Here is a 22775-nt window from a genome sequence, read left to right on the forward strand (position 1 = left end):
CTCGTCGATGGTCAACTCCGACGAACAGGCCAACCGCACCAACAGCGTCGCCGCCGCCATCAACCAACTGGGTGCCGCCGCCCAAGAGATCGCGCGCAACGCTGCGCAAGCCTCCAATCAGGCCAGCGACGCCCGACATTTGGCTGAAGACGGCCAGCAAGTGGTTGAGCGCAATATCAAGGCAATGACGCAGTTATCGAGCATGATCAGCGCCTCCAGCAGCAATATCGAAGCACTTAACAACAAGACAGTGAATATCGGCCAGATCCTCGAAGTGATCACCAGCATCTCCCAGCAAACCAACCTGCTGGCGCTCAACGCCGCTATCGAAGCGGCGCGCGCCGGGGAAGCCGGGCGTGGCTTTGCGGTAGTGGCCGATGAAGTGCGCAACCTGGCCCATCGCACTCAGGAATCGGCGCAACAGGTGCAAACGATGATCGAGGAGCTACAAGTGGGCGCGCGCGATTCGGTCAGTACCATGAGTGAAAGCCAGCGTCACAGCCTGGACAGCGTGGAAATCGCCAACCTGGCCGGTGAGCGCTTGAACAGCGTGACCCAGCGCATTGGCGAGATCGACGGTATGAACCAGTCGGTCGCCACCGCCACTGAAGAACAGACCTCGGTAGTGGAGTCGATCAACATGGACATCACCGAGATCAACACCCTCAATCAGGAAGGGGTGGAAAACCTGCAATCGACGCTGCGCGCCTGCTCGGACCTGGAACAACAGGCCTCGCGCCTGAAGCAATTGGTGGGTAGCTTCCGGATCTGAGCTCCCCCCTAATCCACCTGTAGGGGCGAGCAAGCTCGCTCCTACACAGTGCATTTGTCCGCTCCCGCCAGCTTCATCCTGCGAATCTAAACCGAACATCTATCCTTACCTCAGGTCCATCTAGGGAGAGCAATGGATCGGAGGGATGTTCATCGTGCATATCGCTGACATAACCATGTTCTACGCCCCGGCAAGCGGTGGCGTACGCACTTACCTCGATGCCAAGCATCGACGGCTGGCGCTCAAGCCCGGGATTCGCCATAGCCTGTTGATCCCCGGCGCGCACTTGAGCGAACAGGACGGGGTCTTCAAAGTACCGGCCCCTGCCCTGCCCTTTGGCAAGGGTTACCGCTTCCCCCTTCGCCTGGCGCCCTGGCGAAATGTCCTGCACGATTTACAGCCCGATCTGATCGAGGTCGGCGATCCATACCTGACTGCCTGGGCCGCGCTGGATGCCCGGCGTCAGTTGGATGTGCCGGTCATCGGCTTCTACCACTCCGACCTGCCGCTGCTGGTGAGCAACCGCATGGGTCCCTGGTTTACTCCCAACGTTGAAGCCTATGTAAGCAAACTCTATGGGAATTTTGACCGGGTGCTCGCCCCCAGCCAGGTAATGGCCGACAAACTCAGTGGACTCGGGGTAAAAAACGTCTTCGTCCAACCTCTGGGGGTTGACCTGCACACCTTCACCCCGGATATGCGCGACCCCGGCCTGCGCGCCGAACTGGGGATTGGCCAGGATACACGGCTGCTGATCTTCGCCGGACGCGGTTCCAAGGAGAAGAACCTGCCGGTACTGCTCAACTGCATGAAGCGCCTGGGCGAGGGCTACCACTTGTTGCTGGTGGGCTCCGGTATGCCAGCCAGCGTGCCGGACAATGTCACTGTGATAGATGGTTTCCGCCCCGCCCACCATGTTGCCCGCCTGATGGCCAGCGCCGACGCCTTGTTGCATGGTGGCGACCAGGAAACCTTCGGCCTGGTGATTCTGGAAGCCATGGCCAGTGGCATCCCGGTCGTCGCCGTCGCGGCCGGGGCCTTTACCGAGATTGTCGATGAGCGCTGTGGCCTGCTGTGTGCCCCCAACGACCCCAAGGCGATGGCCGATTCGGTGCGCGAACTGTTCAGCACCGACAGCCGGCGTTTGGGCGCCCAGGCTCGGCGCCATGTCGAGCAGCATTACGCGTGGGACACGGTGGTCGACAGCCTGCTGGGGCATTACCACGCGGTGCTGGGCAGTCACAAGCCGATGCTCGCCCATGGCTGAACCTGCGCTGATGCTGGTGCTGCACGACGTGGCACCGAGCACCTGGGCCGACTACCGGCCCTTTGTCGAGGCCGTCGATGCCTTGGGCAACGTGCCCATCACCTGGCTGGTGGTGCCAGACTTCCATCACCATGATGCCCTGGCAGCCCACCGCGATTTTCGCCAACTGCTCGACAGCCGCATCGCCAAGGGCGACGAACTCGCCTTGCACGGCTATTACCACTGCGACGACCAACCTGCGCCGCGTTCGCCGAAAGAGTGGTTCATGCGGCGCATCTACACCCATGAAGGCGAGTTTTACCAGTTGTCCGAGGCCGAGGCGTTGCGGCGTCTTACTGCCGGCATCGAAATATTCCAGCGCAATGACTGGCCGTTGCACGGCTTTGTCGCCCCGGCCTGGTTGATGAGCGAAGGCACCCGCCAGGCGTTGCGCCAGTTACCGCTTTGCTACACCAGCGACCCGCAGCATCTTTATCGCCTGCCTGACTTCACCCCTATCGATGCCCCGGGTCTGGTCTGGAGCGCCCGCAGCGCCTGGCGCCGCAGGCTGTCCAAAGTGCTCAGCGACCGGCGCGAGCAGCGCTGGCGCGAGGCCCCGTTGATCCGATTGGGATTGCACCCGGTAGACATGCGCCACGAGTTTTCCCGTGGTTATTGGCTGCAAACCCTGCAACGCCTGCTCAACGCGGGTCGTCGCCCCCACACCAAGGCCGCCTGGCTGAAGACGCAGTCATGAGCCGACTGATCTGGCTGCTATTGGCTCTCTTGGTCGCGCTGTTGATACCCGTATGGCTGGGCGGCGGCGAAACGGTTGCGCGCCTGCGGCAGTTTCCCTTACCCCAACTAGTGGGGATGTTTGCCATGATTATCGGCTGCTGGCTGATCAACAGCCTGCGTCTGCGCCTGTTGCTGGGCGAGCAAGGCAGCCAACTGGGACGGCTCAAAAGCCTGGGGGCAGTGATATCGACCGAGTTCGCCATGTGCGCCACGCCCGGCGGCAGCGGCGGACCGCTGACCCTGATGGCGTTGCTGGCGCGCAATGGCATAAGCCCTGCCCGCGCGAGCGCGGTATTCGCCATGGACCAGTTGAGCGATTTGCTGTTTTTTCTGTGCGCCTTGGCGGGAATCGTTTTGTATGCGCTGTTCCATAGCCTCAACCCGCGCCTGGAATGGTTGCTGGGGCTCAGTGCCATATCGATGATCGGCGGGATCATCAGTGGCTTGGCGGTGGTGCGTTTTCATCGTCGGCTGATTCGCCTGGCCGGCGCGATACTCAAGGCCATTAGGGTAAGGGCCCCCACGCGTCGGCGCTGGGCTCGCAGGTTGCTGCGTTTTCTCGCGGCGTTCACTGCCACGCTGAAATTACCCTGGCCCTTGTTACTCGGAGTGTTCGCGCTGACCAGCCTGCATTGGTTGCTGCGCTACAGCGTGTTGTACCTGGCGCTGCGCGGTTTGGGGGGTGATGTACAGTGGGCCTTGAGCTTCCTGATCCAAATGCTGTCCCTGACGGCGGGGCAGTTCAGTCTGCTGCCGGGCGGAGCGGGAGCGGCGGAGCTGACGTCGGCGGCCTTATTGGCCCCCATGGTCGGCAAGTCCACTGCGGCAGCGGCAATCCTGATCTGGCGGGCGGTCACCTATTACTTCTATCTGCTGGCCGGCGCCCCGGTCTTTGTGCTGATGGTCGGCAAGCCGCTGCTCAAGCGTCTTTTACAGGGCCGACAGGCGGCTCGTCCTGCGCCTGCAGCTGTTCCCACAAACGGGCCGCATCGGGAAACTCAGTACCATCCTCGGCGCCCAGCGCCTGCGGGTCGTAGCGACTCAGACAACCCTCGCCCACCGTAGCGGGCGCCCTGGAGGTGGCTTTATCGAGTGGATCGGTCATAGATGCCTCCTTGATAGCAGGAATAAAAAAGGGCCTGAGGAGTTTTACTCCCAGGCCCCTGCTTATTCAACCAAACCCGAACGATCAGAACACCACGGTCTTGTTGCCGTGTACCAATACCCGATCTTCCAAGTGGTAACGCAGGCCACGCGCCAGCACCATCTTCTCGACGTCCCGGCCAAACCGCACCATGTCTTCGATGCTGTCACTGTGGCTGACACGCACCACGTCCTGTTCGATGATCGGGCCGGCGTCCAGCTCTTCGGTGACGTAGTGGCACGTCGCGCCAATCAATTTCACGCCGCGCAGGGAAGCCTGGTGATACGGCTTGGCCCCAACAAACGATGGCAAGAAACTGTGATGGATATTGATCACCTTGCCGGCGTATTCGCGGCACAGTTCAGGTGGCAGGATCTGCATATAGCGCGCCAGCACCACCACATCCGCTTCGTGCTGCTTGACCAGGCGCGACACCTCGGCGAATGCCGGCTCCTTGTCCTGCGGGTTGACCGGTACGTGGTAGTACGGGATGCCATGCCACTCGACCATGCTGCGCAGGTCGTCATGGTTGGAGATCACGCAGGCGATCTCGCAGTCCAGCTCGTCGCTGTGCCAACGGTGCAGCAGATCTGCCAGGCAGTGGGATTCGCGGCTGGCCATCAGCACCACGCGTTTTTTCTGTTCCGTGTCGGTGATGTGCCAGGTCATCGAAAACTCTTCAGCGATGGGCGCAAACGCCTCGCGGAAAGCTTCCAGGCCAAAGGGCAGCGTATCGGCACGAATTTCGTGACGCATGAAAAACCAACCGCTGAGATCGTCCGAGTGATGGCTCGCCTCGGTGATCCAACCATTGTGGGAAGCCAGAAAGTTACTGACCTTGGCAACGATGCCAACCCGGTCCGGGCAAGCAATCACCAGCCGAAAAGTGCGCATTAGGGGGAAACTCCAGAACTTCGCAAAGGCCGCTATTCTAGCGATTGCGCAGAAAAACTGCAGTATTCCTTGCGCCTTATTCTGCAGCCGCCTGGTGGCAACAGCCCTTAATAGCGTAAGGCTTTACCATCGCTATATGACCGTACAACGGTACGCCCAGACAGTTAGCGAAAAATTAAGGTATTTATCTTTCGACGTAACGGCTGCCAATTAACACTTTTGCATCGCTTTGCCACAAACATTCAATCTGCTTCACATAAATATCTTCTTAAATGTTTACTTGGTGAAATTGCCTGACTATTATTAGGCCACTCACCCTGTCAATCAGCGTTCTACATAAGGTAGTCCACATGTCCCTGATCAACGAATACCGCGCCACCGAAGAAGCAATCAAAGAGCTGCAAGCCCGTTTGAAGAACCTGTCCCAAGACGACAAGCTGCAAACCGAGCTGGAATTCGAAGGCAAACTGCGCACCCTGATGGGTGAATACTCCAAATCCCTGCGTGACATCATCGCGCTGCTGGATCCAGAATCGAAAGTTAAAGCGCCGCGCGGCGCTGTAAAAACTACTGGCACCAAGCGTGCTCGCAAAGTCAAGCAATACAAAAACCCGCACAACGGCGAAGTGATTGAAACCAAAGGTGGCAACCACAAAACTCTGAAAGAGTGGAAAGCCAAGTGGGGCGGTGACGTAGTTGAAGGTTGGGCGACTCTGCTGGGCTAAGCCTGGTCGGACGTTCACCCGATACGCTACACATTAAAAACGCCAGCTTGCTGGCGTTTTTTATTGTCTGAATACTCAGCAATTACCAGCCTACAGGCTCAGGCGGGCCGCTAAAGAATCGGCATACTCCTGCCATTGATCCAGCACCTGGCACTGAAATGAGGTGGCACTAAGCGCCAACTCCTCGCGCGCCTGCTTAAATGCCATCAGGGTATTCGGTGCTCCCCACTGCGGATCTGACAAACGTTGCTGACAGAAAAGTCTCCAGCGTTGTTGCTCCTCTGTATTCAAGGTTTCAGGGAAGTTACGTGCACGATAGCGAAATAATAATTCCGGCAAACGATGATCATCGAACGGCCACGATTGATGTGCTAATTGAGCGGGCTCTGCCATGCGAACTTGTTCACATAACCGGCGATCCCGATCGCCAATAAAGCCATCGTAGAGCTGCTGCTCCGGGTCTGCATTCGAGGCAAAGTCCTCCTCGGCATAAATGGCCGCCAACTTGTCGCGCCAAACTTCCTGTGCGTCAGTTAGCCGCAGCGCCCGCGCCTGATAGGTGCTCATATCCAATTGCAGACGCTCGCGATCTTGCGCACGCAACACCTTCAACGGTGCTACCACCGGGCAGCGGTTGATATGCAACAACTTGAGGGGCACCGGCAGTTCACCGTCCGCCAACTCATCACGGCGCGTATAGAGGCGCTCGCGCAAGGTCTGTGCATCCAGCTCCAGCAACCCCTGTGGGTCGAGCCCAAGGTCGCAGACAATCAACGCATTGCGGTTGCGCGGGTGCCAGGCCAGGGGCAAGACCACGCCCAGGTAATGGCGCTCGGCGGAAAAACGCCCGGAGATATGCACCATCGGTTGCAACAACCGCACCTCATCCATAACTCGCTGCTTGCTGCGCAGTTGAAATAACCACTCGTACAACCTGGGCTGCTTTTGCCGAACCAATCGCGCCAGGGCGATGGTTGCACGCACATCAGATAACGCATCGTGTGCCTGACCATGGTCGATACCATTGGCGTGGGTCAGCCGCTCCAGCTTGAGCGTCACGCGCCCGTCCTGCTCAGGCCAGATAATGCCCTCCGGCCGCAGCGCATAGGCAGTGCGCATCACGTCGATCAAATCCCAACGGCTGTTACCGCCCTGCCACTCGCGCGCGTAAGGGTCGAAAAAATTGCGGTACAGACTGTAGCGCGTCATTTCATCGTCAAACCGCAGCGTGTTGTAACCGGCGCCGCAGGTGCCTGGCGCGGCCAGCTCGGCGTGCACCCGGGTCATGAAGTCGGCTTCGGCAAGGCCCTTCTGTGCCAGGACGCCTGGCGTGATCCCGGTGATCGCGCACGCAGCCGGATGGGGCAGAATATCGTCGCCGGGCTGACAATAAAGATTGATCGGCTCGCCGACCTCGTTGAGTTCGAGATCGGTGCGAATACCGGCAACCTGGAGCGGGCGATCGTTGCGCGGGTTGATGCCGGTGGTTTCATAGTCGTACCAGAAAATCGAGGTCACGGGCTATTCCTGTGCTGAAGACCGACAAAGTCTAGGCGCTGCAAGGTGTCTGGGGCCAGCGATACCTTTACTGTATAAATATCCAGTAAAACCTTGAATGGTTGCTTCCAGCGTCGACACTGCTAGCATCCGTGTCTCCTAACCGCTTTGCACTGCCAGGGATCGCAATGCCGCCAGCTCCTTTGGATACCCATTACCAAATCGAGACCCCGGAGGGGATCGACCTGCCCTTGCGCCCTGCCGGCCTGCCATCCCGGGCATTGGCCTTTGCATTCGACCTGGGTGTGCGTGGCATCATCATGGGCATCCTGCTGGTGCCCCTGGCGCTGCTGGGCAATATTGGCCTCGGGCTGGGGTCGCTTCTGCTGTTCCTGGTGAGCTGGTGGTACATGGTGCTGTTTGAAGTGCTCAACCAGGGCTGCTCGCCGGGCAAGCAGGTCATGGGCCTGCGAGTGGTGCAGGATGACGGCACCCCGATTGGCTGGTCGGCGTCGCTGATCCGCAACCTGCTGCGCTTTGTCGACATGCTGCCTTTTGGTTACTTCCTCGGTGCGATCAGCTGCCTGCAACACCCGCACTTCAAGCGTCTGGGCGATCTGGCCGCCGGTACACTGGTGGTCTACCGCGAACTACCGCTGGTGCGCCCGCGTATCCCTCAAGCCGCCGCGCTGCGGCTGCCCTTTGCACTGGAGTTGAGCGAACAGCGGGCCATCCTCGGTTTTGCCGAGCGCCAGGCCGAGCTGTCTGCCGAACGCGTGCATGAACTGGCGGCGATCCTCGCCACGCCCCTGCAAGTGCCTCCGGCACGCGCCGTGGAGCAACTCAACGGTGTGGCCCGTGGCTTATTGGGGCCGACATGAAGCAGAGTCTTTTTGAAAGCCGCCACCAGCAGCAATGGCAAACCTTCGCGCAACAACTTGAGCAGTTGGAGCAAGGCAAAGCCAAGGCTGGCGGAGTGGCTGACTTCCCTCACCAGTATCGACGCCTGTGCCAACACCTGGCCCTGGCCCAACAGCGTGGCTACAGCAGCTACCTGGTAGACCGGCTGCAGCAACTGGCGCTGCGCGGCCATCAACAGTTGTATCGCCATCGCAGCCAACTGGCGGCCAAGATGCTGGCGTTCCTGCTCGCCGATTTCCCATGCCTGGTACGTGAACAGTGGCGCTTCGTACTGATCTCCGGTCTGCTGTTCTTCGGCAGCCTGGTGGGCATTGCACTGCTGGTCTACCTGTTCCCCGACCTTATCTACAGCATCGTCAGCGCCCAACAGGTGGCCGAGATGCAGGGCATGTACGACCCCGCCGCCAGTCGTCTGGGGCGCGCCGCCGAGCGTGCAGCCAGCGAGGACTGGATGATGTTTGGCTATTACGTGATGCACAACATCGGCATCGCCTTCCAGACGTTTGCCGCCGGCCTGTTGTTTGGCCTGGGCAGCGTGTTCTTCCTGATTTTCAACGGTTTGGTCATCGGCGCGGTCTCAGGGCACCTGACCGACATTGGCTATGGTCAAACCTTCTGGTCATTCGTCATCGGTCATGGCGCATTCGAATTGAGCGCCATTGCGCTGGCCGGTGCCGCGGGTTTGCAATTGGGTTGGTCACTGATCGCTCCCGGGCGGCTGGCACGCAGCGAGGCCTTGCGCCTGGCAGCCCACAAAAGTGTGCGGATACTTTGCGGCGTCATGGTGTTTCTGCTGATCGCGGCGTTCATCGAAGCCTATTGGTCCTCCACCACCCACATCGAGCCCTGGCTCAAATACCTGGTAGGCACCGCGCTCTGGCTGCTGGTGGCCGTTTACCTGATCTTCGCCGGACGGAATCGCCATGCGCCTGACTGACGCCAGCGTGGTGATTCGCCCGCGTACTTCCTGGGAAGCCATGGACCTGGGCGTACTGATGGCCAGGGAACATCGTTTGCTGCTGATGGGCAGTTGGGCGATGGTGAGCCTGCCGGTGTTTATCTCGCTGACCGTACTGCTGTGGAATTACCCGTCGCTGGCCATGTTTCTGTTCTGGTGGCTCAAGCCGGCCTTTGACCGCTTGCCGCTGTACATTCTTTCCAAAGCCCTGTTTGGCGCCCCCCCCGTCTCAAACAGGCCATTCGCCAGTGGCCGCAACTGCTCAAGGGGCAACTGTTCGCCAGCCTGACCTGGCGACGCCTGAGCATGAGCCGCAGCTTTACGTTGCCGGTAAGTCAACTTGAAGGCCTCGAGGGTCAGGCGCGGCAACAGCGCCTGGGGATATTGCTGCAACGTAACGCTGGTGCCGCCCGCTGGCTGACTGTTATCGGCGTACACCTGGAAATCGGCCTGTGGTTCGGCGCCATGGCGCTGTTCTATTTATTCATCCCGCAGCAGCTGGAAATGGATTGGGACTGGCAACGCCTGGCACTGGCAACCAGCCCGAACGTGCTGTGGCTGGAGCACCTGGGCAATGCCTTTTACGCGCTGATCCTGGTGTTCTGGGAACCCATCTACGTTGCCTGTGGTTTCAGCCTGTACCTCAATCGTCGTACGGCTCTGGAAGCCTGGGACCTGGAGTTGGTATTCCGCCGTTTGCGTCAGCGCCTGAGCAGTGCCGCGTCGCTGTTGTTGCTGGTCGTCGGGCTGACGCTCATACCGTTCAGCCCACCCGCCATGGCCGATGAATCAACGGGCCATAAGCCACTCAATACCCAGGCTGCCAGTCAGTCCATCAAGGCACTGCTGGACAAGCCGCCCTTCAAGAACCCGGAAACCGTCACCCGTTATCGGTTTGGTGAAGAAAAAACACCGGTTAAAAGCACAGCCCGTGGCGACGGTAAATTACCCGGTTGGCTCCAGGCCTTACTCGACAATCTCAACAGCGACACCTTCAAACCCCTCGCCAAAACCCTGGAAATACTATTGTGGAGCCTGGTGATTGGTGGGCTGGCCCTGGTGGTGTGGCGTTACCGTGAGTGGCTACGCACCTTTGTCAGCCGCAGCCGGCGCGCCCGCCCTGCAACCGCCACCCCTACCCCCGCTCAGTTGTTCGGGCTGGAGCTGGGGCTCGATACATTGCCGCAAGATATCGCCAGTGCCGCCGAACAACTATGGCCCACTCAGCCAAGGCAAGCCCTTGGCCTGCTGTATCGCGGCCTGCTCAGCCGGCTACTGCATGAATTCGACCTGCAGCTCAAAAGCGCCGACACCGAAGGCCAGGTGCTGGAGCGCGTTCGACACTTGCAACAACCGCAGTTGCTGGCTTTCAGTGACGAACTGACGCGTCACTGGCAAAACCTCGCCTATGGTCATCGCCTGCCGCCCTCCTCGACCCAACAAAAGCTGTGCAGCGATTGGCGCGCTCTGTTCAATGACGGAGCCAGCCAATGAACCGGCCATTATTGTGGGTGGCACTGCTGCTGGTATGCCTGCTGGGCGTGGGTGGCTTGTACGCCTGGCACAAGGCAATCCCCTATGACGAAGTGGTGGACCGCGGCCCATCGCCGGATGCACTCGCCAATCCTTATCTGGCTGCCGAGCATTTCCTGCACCAGCAAGGCCTGGTGGTGGAACGCGCCAACGGCCTTGAACGGCTCGCGGACCTACCCGCCAAAGGTCATAGCCTGTTGCTGCTGGGGGAACGCAGCAACATGACCCCGCGCCAGGTCGAGCAACTGCTGGGTTGGACAAACGCCGGCGGGCACTTGCTGCTGGTCGCCGAGGCATTGTGGGACGAGGAGACCAGCAAGAGCGGCGACCTGCTGCTTGATCGCCTTGATATCCACCAGGCTTTGAGCGAAACCTTCGACGAACCGGCGCCTGCCCGTAAAAAGCCTGCGGCAGACTTGACCAGGCTTTATGTCGACAACGAAACCGCCCCGGCGTATTTCAGTTTTGACACCGACTTCAACCTCATCGACCCCAAACACCTGGCGCAGTTTTCCGCCAACAGCGCCCATTCAAGCCACCTGATGCAACTCAACCTGGGGCACGGCCGCGTCACTGTGATTACCGATAGCGACCTGTGGAAAACCCCGAGCATCGGTCAACACGATAACGCCTGGTTGCTGTGGTACCTGACCCAGGAGACTGACGTCACCTTGCTGTTCAACAGTGAAACGGACGATCTGTTTACCCTGTTGATTCGATATTTCCCACAAGCCCTCGTCGCCCTTGCGGCACTGGTTGCCCTGGCGCTATGGCAGGCCGCCATGCGCCAGGGCCCGATCCAGGCACCGGCGCCCAAGGCACGTCGGCAGCTCCAGGAACATTTGAAGGCCAGCGCCGATTTCCTGCTGCGCCGCAGCGGCCAGGGCACCTTGCTGCAAGCCTTGCAGCACGACATCCTGCGCGCCGCCCGGCGACGCCATCCAGGCTTTGAGCATCTCGATACAGCAGAGCAGTGGCAGGTGCTGGAACACCTGACGCGACAACCCCCTCATATCATCAGCCAGGCGCTCGAACCACTGACGCAGAAACGGCTCTCCAGCGCCGACTTCAGCCGACAGGTTGCGTGCCTGCAAACCCTCAGGAATGCCTTATGAGCGACTCTCCAATGGCCACCGCCCTGACCGCCGAGAACCTGCAACGTGCCAGCCAGCAAGCCCAGGCCCTGCGTGTGGAATTGCGCAAGGCAGTGATTGGCCAGGATCAGGTGATTGACGATGTGCTCACCGCCTTGATCGCTGGCGGCCATGTACTGCTCGAAGGCGTACCCGGGCTCGGCAAGACCTTGCTGGTACGTGCCCTGGCCCGATGCTTTGGCGGTGATTTCGCCCGTATCCAGTTCACCCCGGACCTGATGCCCAGCGATGTCACCGGCCACGCCGTGTACGACCTGCAGACCGAACAGTTCAAACTGCGCAAGGGGCCATTGTTTACCCACCTGTTGCTGGCCGACGAAATCAATCGCGCCCCGGCCAAGACCCAGGCAGCGTTGCTCGAAGCCATGCAGGAACGCCAAGTCACCCTTGAGGGCGAGGCATTGCCCATCGGCGAGCCCTTCATGGTGCTGGCGACCCAGAACCCCATCGAGCAGGAAGGCACCTACCCGTTGCCCGAAGCCGAGTTGGACCGGTTCATGCTCAAGGTCCGCATGGACTACCCCGACGCCCAACAAGAACTGGACATGGTCCGCGAAGTGACGCGCTCATCCAGGGCAGACATGCTGGATGTGCAGCCGTTGCGCACCGTGCTGCAAGCCGAGGATGTGGTGCTGATGCAGCAGATCGCCAGTAACATGCCCCTGGATGAACAGGTGCTCGATTACGCTGTGCGCCTGGCGCGCGCCACACGCAGTTGGCCAGGATTGACCATCGGTGCCGGGCCCAGGGCCTCTATCGCCCTGGTACGCGGCGGCCGTGCCCGAGCGCTGTTGCGTGGTGCAGAATTCGTGACACCCGATGACATCAAGGGCTGTGCCCTGGCAGTGCTGCGGCATAGGGTACGCATTGCGCCGGAACTGGACATCGACGGCCTGGAGGTGGATCAGGTGCTCAAGCAGTTGCTGGATCAAGTAGCGGCGCCAAGGCAATGACACGCCCATGAAACCGACCCGTCTGCTCCTGATCTGGCTGGGTGTGCTGCTTGGCCTGAACACCCTGTTGGGCGCTTCCGTCGCGTTGCAGCTCAAGGTACCTGAAACCTTGCATTCAGTGGCCTGGGGCCTGCTGCTGGCTTTGCTGCTGCTGGCCCTGCTGGATGCCGCACGCTTGCACCGTCGCCCCACAACGCGCGTCCACAGGAAACTGCCCGGCAGCCTGGCGCTGGGGCGCTGGGAAGAAGTGCGCCTGTGCCTGGAGCACGACTATCCTCAGCCACTGACCGTGCAGGTATTCGATCACGTGCCCGATGGCCTGAGTGTGGATAACCTGCCTCAATCCATTGAATTGCGCCCTGGCGAGCGCGGCGAGTTGGGCTATCGCGTTCGTCCCTTGCGACGCGGGCATTTCAGCTTCAGCCGCTGCGAACTTTGGCTGCCCAGCCCATTGGGGCTGTGGTCGGCACGGCGATGCATCGAAACCCACGACGCCACCCGGGTCTACCCGGATTTCGCCCGCTTGTACGGCGCGCAGTTGCTGGGTGTGGATAACTGGCTTAGCCAGTTGGGCGTGCGCCAACATCAACGCCGGGGTTTAGGCCTGGAGTTTCATCAACTGCGCGAGTTTCGTGAAGGTGACAGCCTGCGCCAGATCGACTGGAAGGCCACCGCCCGCCAACGCACACCGATCGCCCGGGAATACCAGGACGAGCGCGACCAGCAAATTGTATTCATGCTCGATTGCGGCCAGCGCATGCGCAGCCAGGATGCCGAGTTATCTCATTTCGACCACGCCCTCAACGCCTGCCTGCTCTTGAGCTACGTCGCGCTGCGACAGGGCGACGCCGTGGGGTTGTGCACCTTTGCCAGCGACCAACCGCGTTACCTGAAGCCGGTCAAGGGCAGTGGCCAGTTGAACACTTTGCTCAATGCTGTCTACGATCTGGAGGCCACCCGAAACACCGCCGACTATGAGGCTGCCGCCCATCAATTGCTGGCACGCCAAAAACGCCGGGCACTGGTGATCATCGTCACAAACCTGCGGGATGAGGATGATGAAGCGCTGATGAGCGCCGTCAAACGAATCGGTAGGCGACACCGCGTACTGGTAGCCAGCCTGCGAGAGGAAATCCTCGATCAACTGCGCCAGGCCCCTGTGCAAACATTGCCCGAAGCACTGGCCTACAGTGGCACCGTCGATTACCTCAACAGTCGAAACCAGCTCCATGATCGCTTGAGCGCTCATGGGCTTTCAGTATTGGACACGTTGCCTTCAGAAATGGGCGCCACGCTGGTGACGCGCTACCTGGGATGGAAAAAAGCCGGGGTTTTCTAACTGCTGTGTTCAGACGGAGGCCTGTTGAGGGTCAAAGCTGAAGTACTGCAACAGGGCATCAATCAATTGCCCGTACTCTTCGGGTGCATTCTGCACCCGGAACCCGGAGTCATAGTGCTGAGGATTGACATCCTCATGACTCCATAAACAGGTCGCTGTGAGATCAATCGTCTGAAATTCGCCTTGTGCCGTTGGTACTTTCAGGCACAGCTCAAAATCCACATTGATCATCATGGGTAATTGGCTGATCAACATCAGCCCGTTTTCAGACACATTGCCCAAAAAACCGATTGGTTTGTCGGTGATACGGTTGAACACCTGCAAAAAATAAGGCAATTGATGCCGTTCGATCCGTCGCGCAGTAAACATGATGAAAGTCGCCATCCAATAGCCAAGAGTCTGACTGTGCCAGTGATTCGGAACGAGCAACCGCTCGCTCTCCCTGGATCCCGGTTTGACAACAGGTACCGCTCTTCACCAGACGGCTGCCGAACCCGGGCCTTGCATCCGTTCAAATGGAAACCTATACAAACAGACCTCCAAAGAATAGCCCAAGACTGGCGACGGGCCAGCTATGAAATGACAAATATCATTACAAAGACGCGGGCCGTGGTTTTACAGCGCTCCCGCCTTGGTAATGCCCCAGCTGCTGCAAGGTATCGAGCCGGGCGCGAGCGCGGTAGGCGTACTCGCTCGACGGGTATTGACTGATGATGAACTGATAGGTTTGTGCGGCATCGACAAACAGTTTCTGCCGCTCCAGGCACTGCCCGCGCAACATCGAAACCTCCGGTTGCACATAGCGACGGGTACGGCTTTCGCGATCGACCTGGGACAACTCCAGGGTGACACGTGCGCAGTCGCCCACCCCATAGGCACGGTAGGCGTTGTTCAAATGGTGGTCCATCGACCAGCGGGTACAGCCGACAACACTGACGGCCAGGGCAGCAACAAGCAAAATTCGCATGGGGGTTCTCCTGTCTTGTGCAGTGTATCGACCCCCGGGCGAAAATCTTCAAGGCTGTTTACCCATCCAACTGCAGCAAAAACAAAGGCAATCGTCGATAAGTAGTGCAAACGAACAATGACTACAACGAAAGAGCATAGTAGCCTTCCCCAGCGCTTGAACTCAGGAGTCTGTGCATGTCCGTCCGTCGTACCAAAATCGTCGCCACCCTTGGCCCGGCCAGCAACTCGCCGGAAGTCCTCGAACAGCTGATTCTGGCTGGTTTGGACGTCGCCCGTCTGAACTTCTCCCACGGCACCCCGGACGAGCACAAGGCTCGCGCCAAGCTGGTGCGTGACCTGGCCGCCAAGCATGGCCGCTTCGTCGCATTGCTGGGTGACCTGCAAGGCCCGAAAATCCGTATCGCCAAATTCGCCAACAAGCGGATCGAGCTGAAGATCGGTGACAAGTTCACCTTCTCCACCAGCCACCCGCTGACCGAAGGCACCCAGGACGTTGTCGGTATCGACTACCCCGACCTGGTCAAGGATTGCGGCGTCGGTGACGAACTGCTGCTGGACGACGGTCGCGTAGTCATGCGCGTCGACACTGCGACCCCGACCGAGCTGCACTGCACCGTGATCATCGGCGGCCCGCTGTCCGACCATAAAGGCATCAACCGCCGCGGTGGCGGCCTGACAGCACCGGCCCTGACTGAAAAAGACAAGGCCGACATCAAGCTCGCCGCCGAAATGGAAGTCGACTACCTCGCGGTGTCCTTCCCTCGCGACGCCGCCGACATGGAATACGCCCGTAAACTGCGCGACGAAGCCGGCGGTACCGCCTGGCTGGTAGCGAAGATCGAACGTGCCGAAGCCGTGGCCGACGACGAAACCCTCGACGGTCTGATCAAGGCTTCCGACGCCGTGATGGTTGCCCGTGGCGACCTGGGTGTGGAAATCGGTGACGCCGAGCTGATCGGTATCCAGAAGAAGATCATCCTGCACGCACGCCGCCACAACAAGGCGGTGATCGTCGCGACCCAGATGATGGAGTCGATGATCCAGAACCCGATGCCGACCCGCGCCGAAGTGTCCGACGTGGCCAACGCCGTGCTCGACTACACCGACGCCGTGATGCTCTCGGCTGAAAGTGCCGCCGGCCCGTACCCGCTGGAAGCCGTCCAGGCCATGGCACGCATCTGCGTCGGCGCCGAAAAGCACCCGACCAGCAAGACCTCCAGCCACCGCATCGGCAAGGTCTTCGAAAGCTGCGACCAGAGCATCGCCCTGGCAGCCATGTACACCGCCAACCACTTCCCGGGCGTTAAAGCGATCATCGCCTTGACCGAAAGTGGCTACACGCCGTTGATCATGTCGCGCATTCGCTCCTCGGTGCCGATCTACGCGTTCACCCCGCACCGCGAAGCCCAGGCCCGCGCGGCCATGTTCCGTGGCGTATACACCATCCCGTTCGACCCGGCGTCGCTGGCACCGAACGAAGTCAGCCAGAAGGCTATCGACGAATTGGTCAAGCGCGGCGTCGTGGAGAAAGGCGACTGGGTCATCCTGACCAAGGGCGACAGCTACCACACCACCGGTGGCACCAATGGCATGAAGATCCTGCATGTGGGCGACCCACAGGTCTGAGTGACAGGCTGAAAAAACAAAAGCCCCGCCATGAGAATGGCGGGGCTTTTTGCATTTCAAATGCCGGCTCAGGTGTTAAACCGTCGGGCCTCATCGGGAGCAAGCCCCCTCCCACAGTTAATCGCGTACACCCGCAAAGCCTGTACTCGACAGTCAGCACTCAACCACGGGGCAGGAACACATCGGCCAGCAGTTGATTACGCGGCAGCCCCGCCAGAAACAAGCGCTTGGAAAAGGCTTCGACGCTGGCAGGATGCCCGCAGACCAAGGCCAGGGTTTGTCGCGAAGCAAGCCGCAGTTGCCCCAATGCCTGGGCCAACTCATCTGCAGTCCATAACTCCACCACAATGTTCTGATGCTGCGCGGCCAGCGCCGCCAGGGGTTCGGCCAGGTAGTGAGCCTGGGCATCATGGGCCAGGTGAATGACGCGGATGGCACCCTGGTGTTCCTGGCGCAGCGCTTCGCGCAATACCCCCCACAACGGACCCAGCCCAGTGCCGGAGGCCAGCAGCCACAAGGGCCGGGCTTGCCAGTCAGGGTCGTAGTGCAACGCCCCGCCGCGCAATTCGCCCAGGCGTAACGGCTCACCGACCTTGAAGTGGCGAGCAGCATCACTGAATTCCCCGGGTTGACGGCAATCGATATGAAACTCCAGGTACGGGTCCTGCTGGGGCACGCTCGCCAGGGAATAGGGGCGCGCCACCTGCCCTGCCCACAACACCAGATGCTGCCCGGCGCTGTACCGCAGGCCACGCTCAGGTTGAAGGCGCAGGCGCAGCACCGTCGGACTCAACCAATCGGCACCCTCCACCCGCGCAGGCAGGCCATCACGCAACGGATCAAACGCCTCGACCCTCAGATCAGCGCTGATCCGGCACTGACACGCCAGGCGCCACCCGTCCTGGCGTTGCGCCGAGCTCAGCGCGTCAGGCTGCTGGTCGTCGACTTCGCCATGGCAACGCACTAGGCACGCATGGCAACTGCCGGCCCGGCAACTGTAGGGCACGGTCACACCTGCCTGATTCAAGGCATCCAGCAGGTTGCTGCCGGTGGTGACCGACCAGTGGCGTTCGCCGACGTACAGTTCAGGCATATCAGGGTCTCAAGCATAAGGAGCGCGCACAGGGAATCATGCCTGCGACAGTTTGACCATAGTCGGGTGTATCGGCCACCGTGCCGGGTTATACTGCCGCGCCTTTTTAGCGTCGCGCCTGCACCACTTTGGCGTGCCTTGGAAAGGTGGGCTCAGCCGACCGATGCAGCACTGAGCCCACCTTTATTGAATGTTCCCTTATAGAGGAGCGCGACTCATGACCGTGATCAAGCAAGACGACCTGATTCAGAGCGTTGCCGACGCCCTGCAATTCATTTCCTACTACCACCCCGTTGATTTCATCCAGGCCATGCACGAAGCCTACCTGCGCGAAGAATCGCCGGCGGCCCGTGACTCCATCGCCCAGATCCTGATCAACTCGCGCATGTGCGCCACCGGCCATCGCCCGATCTGCCAGGACACCGGTATCGTCACCGTGTTCGTGCGCGTAGGCATGGATGTGCGCTGGGACGGCGCCACCATGGGCCTGGACGACATGATCAACGAAGGCGTGCGTCGCGCCTACAACCTGCCGGAAAATGTTCTGCGTGCCTCGATCCTCGCCGACCCGGCAGGCGCGCGCAAGAACACCAAGGACAACACCCCTGCGGTGATCCACTACTCCATCGTCCCGGGTAACACCGTGGAAGTGGACGTGGCGGCCAAGGGCGGCGGTTCCGAGAACAAGTCGAAAATGGCCATGCTCAACCCGTCCGACTCGATCGTCGACTGGGTGCTCAAGACCGTTCCGACCATGGGTGCCGGCTGGTGCCCACCAGGTATGCTCGGTATCGGCATCGGCGGCACTGCCGAGAAAGCCGCGGTGATGGCCAAGGAAGTGTTGATGGAATCCATCGACATCCACGAGCTGAAAAAGCGCGGCCCGCAGAACCGTATCGAAGAGATGCGCCTGGAGCTGTTCGAGAAGGTCAACCAACTGGGCATCGGCGCCCAGGGCCTGGGTGGCCTGACCACCGTGCTCGACGTGAAGATCATGGACTACCCGACTCACGCCGCTTCCCTGCCGGTGTGCATGATCCCCAACTGCGCCGCCACCCGTCACGCGCACTTCGTGCTCGACGGTTCGGGCCCGGCGTCGCTGGAAGCGCCATCGCTGGACGCCTACCCGGAAATCGTCTGGGAAGCCGGCCCATCGGCTCGCCGCGTCAACCTCGATACCCTGACCCCGGAAGAAGTGCAGAGCTGGAAGCCGGGCGAAACCGTATTGCTCAACGGCAAGATGCTCACCGGTCGCGACGCGGCGCACAAGCGCATGGTCGAGATGCTGAACAAGGGCGAAACCCTGCCGGTGGACCTCAAGGGCCGCTTTATCTACTACGTCGGCCCGGTTGATCCGGTGCGCGAAGAAGTGGTTGGCCCAGCGGGCCCGACCACCGCGACGCGGATGGACAAGTTCACCCGTCAGATCCTCGAGCAGACCGGCCTGTTGGGCATGATCGGCAAGTCCGAGCGCGGCCCTACCGCTATCGAAGCGATCAAGGACCACAAGGCCGTGTACCTGATGGCCGTGGGCGGCGCCGCCTACCTGGTGGCCCAAGCGATCAAGAAGTCCCGCGTGGTGGCGTTCGCCGAGCTGGGCATGGAAGCCATCTACGAGTTCGACGTGAAAGACATGCCGGTCACCGTTGCAGTCGATAGCAAAGGCGAATCGGTACACATCACCGGTCCTGCCATCTGGCAGAAAAAGATCAGTGAGAGCCTGGCGGTGGAAGTGCAGTAAGCGCTTTCTCCACAAGCATAAAGGCGACTGCGGCCCATGGCCCAGTCGCCTTTTTTACACCTGAAGCGATTGCCATGGCGAACGCTGTGAAATGTGGGAGCTCCCACACAAGCTCGTTCGCCACAAGATCCAGACAGCTCATGCTATGGTGCTCGCCCCTCACTGTGCCTGTTCATCATCGTATGATCGTGATCCCTCGCCCTCTGCGTCTGACGTTTTACTCGTTGCTGATCATCGCCGGCGCAGTGCTGGCCGCCGCCCTGGCCACCCGCCACGCCGAGCGTCAGGCCCTGGTGGATGAAGCCGCTCGCGCCAATCAACAGCTGGCGCTGTATGCCAACTCGCTGCATACCTTGATCGAACGCTACCGCGCCCTCCCCGCCGTGCTGGCGCTGGACTCGGAAATGATCAGCGCGCTGAAGGGCCCACTCGACAGTGCCACCCAGGATGTACTCAATCGCAAGCTCGAACGCATCAACGGCGCGGCCCAGTCCTCCACCCTGGAGCTGATGGACCGCACCGGCCTGGCCGTGGCCGCCAGCAACTGGAATTTGCCCAGCAGTTATGTCGGCCACAATTACGCGTTCCGTCCGTATTTCAGCCAGACCTTGAGCCAAGGCACCGGGCGCTTTTACGCGGTGGGGGTGACGACCGGCATTCCGGGGTATTTCCTGTCCAGCGCGGTGGTCGATGAACACGAGCAGTTCCTCGGCGCCATGGTGGTCAAGCTGGAGTTTCCCGAACTGGAACGCGAATGGGCCCAGGGCAATGACTTGCTGCTGGTCAGCGATGCACGCGGCATTGTGTTTATCGCCAACCAGCCGGGCTGGCGTTATCGCAACCTGCGACCGCTGTCAGAGAGTGACCTGGCTGAACTCAAGGCCACTCGCCAATACGACAAGAAGCAGCTGCAACCCTTGGATACCCAGACCCTGCAGCGCTTCGACGACAACAGCCACCTGATGCGCGTCAACGGCCCGGACGGCAGCGCCAACTACATCTGGGAATCCCTGCCGCTGAAAGCCGAAGGCTGGACCCTGCACCTGCTGCGCAAACCGCAGTTCCCGTTTGAAGACCAACGCAACGCCGGCCTCGCCGCCGCCGGGTCCTGGCTGGCGCTGGTGTTTCTTGTGCTGTTCCTGAGTCAACGCTGGCGCCTGGCTCGCCTTCGCCAACGCAGCCGCGAAGAACTCGAACACTTGGTAGAAGAACGCACCCAGGCCCTGCGCACCGCCCAGGATGGCCTGGTTCAATCAGCCAAACTGGCGGCGCTGGGGCAGATGTCCGCCGCCCTTGCCCATGAGATCAATCAACCGCTGACCACCCAACGGATGCAGCTGGCCACCCTGCGGCTGTTGCTCGACCATGGCCGTGTGGACGACGCCTACAAGGCGCTCACGCCGTTGGATGACATGCTGACGCGCATGGCCGCGCTGACCGGCCACCTCAAGACCTTCGCGCGCAAAAGCCCCAGCGGCCTGCGCGAACGCCTGGATCTAGCCACCGTAGTCGACCAGTCCCTGCACCTGCTCGACGCGCGCCTGCGCGATGAGGCCATCGGCGTGGTGCTGGACCTGGCCCGCCCGGCCTGGGTACGCGGCGATGCGATTCGCTTGGAACAGGTGCTGATCAACCTATTGCGCAACGCCCTGGACGCCATGGCCGACAAGCCGCGCAAACGCCTGGAAATCCGTCTGCACGCCGATCAGCAGCTGTGGCAGTTGAGCGTCAGCGACAGCGGTGGCGGGATTGCCGAAGAACATTTGAACAACGTATTCGACCCGTTCTTCACCACCAAACCGGTGGGTGACGGGCTCGGCTTGGGCCTGGCGGTGTCCTACGCTATCGTGCATGAATTGGGCGGGCGCCTGATCGTCGGCAATCATGGGGACGGCGCAGTCTTTACCCTGACCCTGCCCGTCGCGCTGGAGACACCTGACCTATGTTGAACGCAGTGATTGTGGTGGATGACGAAGCCAGCATTCGCACGGCAGTCGAACAGTGGCTGAGCCTGTCGGGGTTTGACGTTCAGTTGTACAGCCGTGCCGAGGAATGCCTGGCGCACCTGCCGAAGGACTTCCCTGGGGTGATCTTGAGCGATGTGCGTATGCCCGGGCTCAGTGGCCTTGAATTGCTGGCCGAGGTACAGCGGCGCGATTCCGACTTGCCGGTGATTTTGCTCACCGGCCACGGCGACGTGCCAATGGCTGTCGAAGCCATGCGCGACGGCGCCTACGACTTCCTGGAAAAACCCTTCAGCCCGGATGCCCTGCTCAACAGCCTGCGCCGGGCGCTGGACAAGCGCGGCCTGATCCTGGAAAACCGCCGCCTGCACCAACAGGCCGATCACCGTGCACAACTGGAATCCAGCCTGTTGGGGGTGTCCAAGGGCCTGCAAACCCTGCGTCGCCAGGTGCTGGACCTGGCGACACTGCCGGTCAATGTGTTGATCCGTGGCGAGACCGGCAGCGGTAAAGAGCTGGTTGCCCGCTGCCTGCATGACTTCGGCCCACGAGCGAAGAAGCCGTTTGTGGCGCTCAATTGCGCGGCTATCCCCGAACAATTGTTTGAAGCCGAGCTGTTCGGCCACGAAAGCGGCGCCTTCACCGGCGCCCAGGGCAAGCGTATCGGCAAGCTGGAGTACGCCCGTGGCGGCACCGTGTTCCTCGACGAAATTGAAAGCATGCCCCTGGCGCAACAGGTAAAACTGCTGCGCGTGTTGCAAGAGCAGAAGTTGGAGCGATTGGGTTCCAACCAGAGCATCAATGTCGACCTGCGCATCATCGCCGCTACCAAGCCGGACCTGCTCGAAGAAGCACGCGCCGGGCGTTTTCGCGAGGACCTGGCTTATCGCCTGAACGTCGCACAACTGCGCCTGCCGCCCCTGCGCGAGCGTCGCGAAGACATTCCGTTGTTGTATGAGCATTTCGCCCAAAGCGCTGCCGAGCGTTTGGGCCGCCATCTTCAGCCGTTGAGTGGGCCGCAGCTGAGTCGCCTGCTCAGCCATGACTGGCCGGGCAACGTACGTGAACTGGCCAACGTCGCCGAGCGCCAGGTGCTGGGGCTTGGCGAGCCTGAACCTGAAGGTATTGAACCTGGGCAATCGCTGGCGGCGCAGCAGGAGGCTTTCGAGGCGCATTGCCTGAAAGCCGCGCTGACCCGGCATAAAGGCGATATCAAAGCGGTGTTGGCCGAGCTGCAACTGCCGCGTCGGACCCTCAATGAAAAGATGCAGCGGCATGGGTTGGTGCGGGAAATGTTCCTCTGATCCTGCTTATGTAGCGATTGCAAGGACGTCTTCGCGAGCAAACCATAAGCGGATTTCCGCTCATCCCGCAAAAATCATCGGCAACTTTCCGCTCAAAAAAACCTCGCAACCCTTCTATTCCGGGCCTTCATCCACTTGGCACAG

General features: G+C 60.7%; 19 protein-coding genes and 1 pseudogene. 15 read left to right on the plus strand and 5 right to left on the minus strand.

The features are described 5' to 3' along the window. Nucleotides 1–7 precede the first annotated feature (7 nt). The 4 genes from PSEBG33_RS30175 to PSEBG33_RS05770 all read left to right on the plus strand — a co-directional run bounded on the left by PSEBG33_RS30175 (nt 8) and on the right by PSEBG33_RS05770 (nt 3881). A complete protein-coding gene (locus PSEBG33_RS30175; RefSeq protein WP_371920269.1) occupies nt 8–772 on the plus strand; it encodes a methyl-accepting chemotaxis protein in 765 nt (254 codons plus the stop codon). 145 nt (nt 773–917) lie between these two features. Continuing rightward, entirely contained in the window at nt 918–2039 is a 1122-nt protein-coding gene (locus tag PSEBG33_RS05780; protein WP_005790955.1) for a glycosyltransferase family 4 protein, read from the plus strand. Then, nucleotides 2032–2775, plus strand: a complete 744-nt coding sequence (locus PSEBG33_RS05775) for a DUF2334 domain-containing protein (protein WP_005790957.1) — start codon at nt 2032–2034, stop codon at nt 2773–2775. The genes PSEBG33_RS05780 and PSEBG33_RS05775 overlap by 8 nt, the downstream gene beginning before the upstream one ends. Next, on the plus strand, nt 2772–3881 hold the full coding sequence (locus PSEBG33_RS05770) for a lysylphosphatidylglycerol synthase transmembrane domain-containing protein (protein ID WP_005790959.1): 1110 nt from the start codon (nt 2772–2774) through the stop codon (nt 3879–3881). Before PSEBG33_RS05775 ends, PSEBG33_RS05770 begins: the two co-directional genes overlap by 4 nt. Nucleotides 3882–4005: 124 nt before the next feature. Here PSEBG33_RS05770 and purU read toward each other — a convergent pair whose 3' ends face one another. Next, nucleotides 4006–4854 carry a formyltetrahydrofolate deformylase gene (gene purU / locus PSEBG33_RS05765; RefSeq protein WP_005790961.1) on the minus strand — a complete coding sequence of 283 codons (849 nt, stop codon included), beginning with the start codon at nt 4852–4854 and terminating at the stop codon, nt 4006–4008. A 350-nt stretch (nt 4855–5204) separates the two neighbouring features. On the opposite strand from purU, the gene mvaT reads away from it, so the two are divergent. After that, a complete protein-coding gene (mvaT, locus tag PSEBG33_RS05760; RefSeq protein ID WP_005790963.1) occupies nt 5205–5579 on the plus strand; it encodes a histone-like nucleoid-structuring protein MvaT in 375 nt (124 codons plus the stop codon). A 90-nt stretch (nt 5580–5669) separates the two neighbouring features. On the opposite strand, the gene sbcB is transcribed toward mvaT, so the two are convergent. Further along, entirely contained in the window at nt 5670–7097 is a 1428-nt protein-coding gene (sbcB, locus tag PSEBG33_RS05755; RefSeq protein ID WP_005790965.1) for an exodeoxyribonuclease I, read from the minus strand. A 167-nt stretch (nt 7098–7264) separates the two neighbouring features. Between sbcB and PSEBG33_RS05750 the strand changes: the two genes are divergently transcribed. The 6 genes and pseudogenes from PSEBG33_RS05750 to PSEBG33_RS05730 all read left to right on the plus strand — a co-directional run bounded on the left by PSEBG33_RS05750 (nt 7265) and on the right by PSEBG33_RS05730 (nt 13934). Further along, a complete protein-coding gene (locus PSEBG33_RS05750) occupies nt 7265–7957 on the plus strand; it encodes an RDD family protein (RefSeq protein ID WP_005790966.1) in 693 nt (230 codons plus the stop codon). Then, nucleotides 7954–8934 carry a stage II sporulation protein M gene (locus PSEBG33_RS05745; protein WP_005790967.1) on the plus strand — a complete coding sequence of 327 codons (981 nt, stop codon included), beginning with the start codon at nt 7954–7956 and terminating at the stop codon, nt 8932–8934. Before PSEBG33_RS05750 ends, PSEBG33_RS05745 begins: the two co-directional genes overlap by 4 nt. Continuing rightward, nucleotides 8921–10449: pseudogene (locus PSEBG33_RS28065) on the plus strand (DUF4129 domain-containing protein). Before PSEBG33_RS05745 ends, PSEBG33_RS28065 begins: the two are co-directional and overlap by 14 nt. Then, entirely contained in the window at nt 10446–11603 is a 1158-nt protein-coding gene (locus PSEBG33_RS05740; protein WP_005790968.1) for a DUF4350 domain-containing protein, read from the plus strand. Before PSEBG33_RS28065 ends, PSEBG33_RS05740 begins: the two are co-directional and overlap by 4 nt. Then, nucleotides 11600–12595, plus strand: a complete 996-nt coding sequence (locus PSEBG33_RS05735) for an AAA family ATPase (RefSeq protein WP_005790970.1) — start codon at nt 11600–11602, stop codon at nt 12593–12595. Before PSEBG33_RS05740 ends, PSEBG33_RS05735 begins: the two co-directional genes overlap by 4 nt. Nucleotides 12596–12602: 7 nt before the next feature. Beyond that, on the plus strand, nt 12603–13934 hold the full coding sequence (locus tag PSEBG33_RS05730; RefSeq protein WP_005790971.1) for a DUF58 domain-containing protein: 1332 nt from the start codon (nt 12603–12605) through the stop codon (nt 13932–13934). A 9-nt stretch (nt 13935–13943) separates the two neighbouring features. Here PSEBG33_RS05730 and PSEBG33_RS05725 read toward each other — a convergent pair whose 3' ends face one another. Next, nucleotides 13944–14303, minus strand: a complete 360-nt coding sequence (locus tag PSEBG33_RS05725; protein WP_005790973.1) for a PilZ domain-containing protein — start codon at nt 14301–14303, stop codon at nt 13944–13946. A 223-nt stretch (nt 14304–14526) separates the two neighbouring features. After that, the gene (locus PSEBG33_RS05720) at nt 14527–14901 is read right to left on the minus strand and encodes a tetratricopeptide repeat protein (protein ID WP_005790974.1); all 375 of its coding nucleotides are present in this window, start codon (nt 14899–14901) and stop codon (nt 14527–14529) included. Nucleotides 14902–15077: 176 nt separating this feature from the next. Here PSEBG33_RS05720 and pyk point away from each other — a divergent pair, with 176 nt between their 5' ends. Further along, entirely contained in the window at nt 15078–16529 is a 1452-nt protein-coding gene (pyk, locus tag PSEBG33_RS05715) for a pyruvate kinase (RefSeq protein WP_005790976.1), read from the plus strand. Nucleotides 16530–16689: 160 nt separating this feature from the next. Here the strand turns inward: pyk and PSEBG33_RS05710 are convergent, their stop codons facing one another. Then, nucleotides 16690–17622 carry an iron-sulfur-binding ferredoxin reductase gene (locus tag PSEBG33_RS05710; protein ID WP_005790977.1) on the minus strand — a complete coding sequence of 311 codons (933 nt, stop codon included), beginning with the start codon at nt 17620–17622 and terminating at the stop codon, nt 16690–16692. A gap of 217 nt (nt 17623–17839) precedes the next feature. Between PSEBG33_RS05710 and PSEBG33_RS05705 the strand changes: the two genes are divergently transcribed. The 3 genes from PSEBG33_RS05705 (at nt 17840) to PSEBG33_RS05695 (ending at nt 22631) form a co-directional block, all read left to right on the plus strand. Further along, on the plus strand, nt 17840–19363 hold the full coding sequence (locus PSEBG33_RS05705) for a fumarate hydratase (protein WP_005790979.1): 1524 nt from the start codon (nt 17840–17842) through the stop codon (nt 19361–19363). 182 nt (nt 19364–19545) lie between these two features. Beyond that, nucleotides 19546–21312: an ATP-binding protein gene (locus PSEBG33_RS05700; protein ID WP_005790981.1), complete on the plus strand. Its 1767-nt coding sequence runs from the start codon at nt 19546–19548 to the stop codon at nt 21310–21312. Further along, nucleotides 21306–22631, plus strand: a complete 1326-nt coding sequence (locus PSEBG33_RS05695; RefSeq protein ID WP_005790983.1) for a sigma-54-dependent transcriptional regulator — start codon at nt 21306–21308, stop codon at nt 22629–22631. The genes PSEBG33_RS05700 and PSEBG33_RS05695 overlap by 7 nt, the downstream gene beginning before the upstream one ends. Nucleotides 22632–22775: the final 144 nt, after the last annotated feature.

This window comes from Pseudomonas synxantha BG33R (assembly GCF_000263715.2).
GTDB classification, from domain to species: Bacteria; Pseudomonadota; Gammaproteobacteria; order Pseudomonadales; family Pseudomonadaceae; genus Aquipseudomonas; species Aquipseudomonas synxantha_A.

What these genes read in the sequence shown, in the direction of transcription:
- PSEBG33_RS30175 (WP_371920269.1), top strand. Translation starts at nt 8, where the DNA reads ATGGTCAACTCCGACGAACAGGCCAACCGCACCAACAGCGTCGCCGCC.
- PSEBG33_RS05780 (WP_005790955.1), top strand. Translation starts at nt 918, where the DNA reads ATGTTCATCGTGCATATCGCTGACATAACCATGTTCTACGCCCCGGCA.
- PSEBG33_RS05775 (WP_005790957.1), top strand. Translation starts at nt 2,032, where the DNA reads ATGGCTGAACCTGCGCTGATGCTGGTGCTGCACGACGTGGCACCGAGC.
- PSEBG33_RS05770 (WP_005790959.1), top strand. Translation starts at nt 2,772, where the DNA reads ATGAGCCGACTGATCTGGCTGCTATTGGCTCTCTTGGTCGCGCTGTTG.
- purU (WP_005790961.1), bottom strand. Translation starts at nt 4,854, where the DNA reads ATGCGCACTTTTCGGCTGGTGATTGCTTGCCCGGACCGGGTTGGCATC.
- mvaT (WP_005790963.1), top strand. Translation starts at nt 5,205, where the DNA reads ATGTCCCTGATCAACGAATACCGCGCCACCGAAGAAGCAATCAAAGAG.
- PSEBG33_RS05750 (WP_005790966.1), top strand. Translation starts at nt 7,265, where the DNA reads ATGCCGCCAGCTCCTTTGGATACCCATTACCAAATCGAGACCCCGGAG.
- PSEBG33_RS05745 (WP_005790967.1), top strand. Translation starts at nt 7,954, where the DNA reads ATGAAGCAGAGTCTTTTTGAAAGCCGCCACCAGCAGCAATGGCAAACC.
- PSEBG33_RS05740 (WP_005790968.1), top strand. Translation starts at nt 10,446, where the DNA reads ATGAACCGGCCATTATTGTGGGTGGCACTGCTGCTGGTATGCCTGCTG.
- PSEBG33_RS05735 (WP_005790970.1), top strand. Translation starts at nt 11,600, where the DNA reads ATGAGCGACTCTCCAATGGCCACCGCCCTGACCGCCGAGAACCTGCAA.
- PSEBG33_RS05730 (WP_005790971.1), top strand. Translation starts at nt 12,603, where the DNA reads ATGAAACCGACCCGTCTGCTCCTGATCTGGCTGGGTGTGCTGCTTGGC.
- PSEBG33_RS05725 (WP_005790973.1), bottom strand. Translation starts at nt 14,303, where the DNA reads ATGTTTACTGCGCGACGGATCGAACGGCATCAATTGCCTTATTTTTTG.
- PSEBG33_RS05720 (WP_005790974.1), bottom strand. Translation starts at nt 14,901, where the DNA reads ATGCGAATTTTGCTTGTTGCTGCCCTGGCCGTCAGTGTTGTCGGCTGT.
- pyk (WP_005790976.1), top strand. Translation starts at nt 15,078, where the DNA reads ATGTCCGTCCGTCGTACCAAAATCGTCGCCACCCTTGGCCCGGCCAGC.
- PSEBG33_RS05710 (WP_005790977.1), bottom strand. Translation starts at nt 17,622, where the DNA reads ATGCCTGAACTGTACGTCGGCGAACGCCACTGGTCGGTCACCACCGGC.
- PSEBG33_RS05705 (WP_005790979.1), top strand. Translation starts at nt 17,840, where the DNA reads ATGACCGTGATCAAGCAAGACGACCTGATTCAGAGCGTTGCCGACGCC.
- PSEBG33_RS05700 (WP_005790981.1), top strand. Translation starts at nt 19,546, where the DNA reads ATGATCGTGATCCCTCGCCCTCTGCGTCTGACGTTTTACTCGTTGCTG.
- PSEBG33_RS05695 (WP_005790983.1), top strand. Translation starts at nt 21,306, where the DNA reads ATGTTGAACGCAGTGATTGTGGTGGATGACGAAGCCAGCATTCGCACG.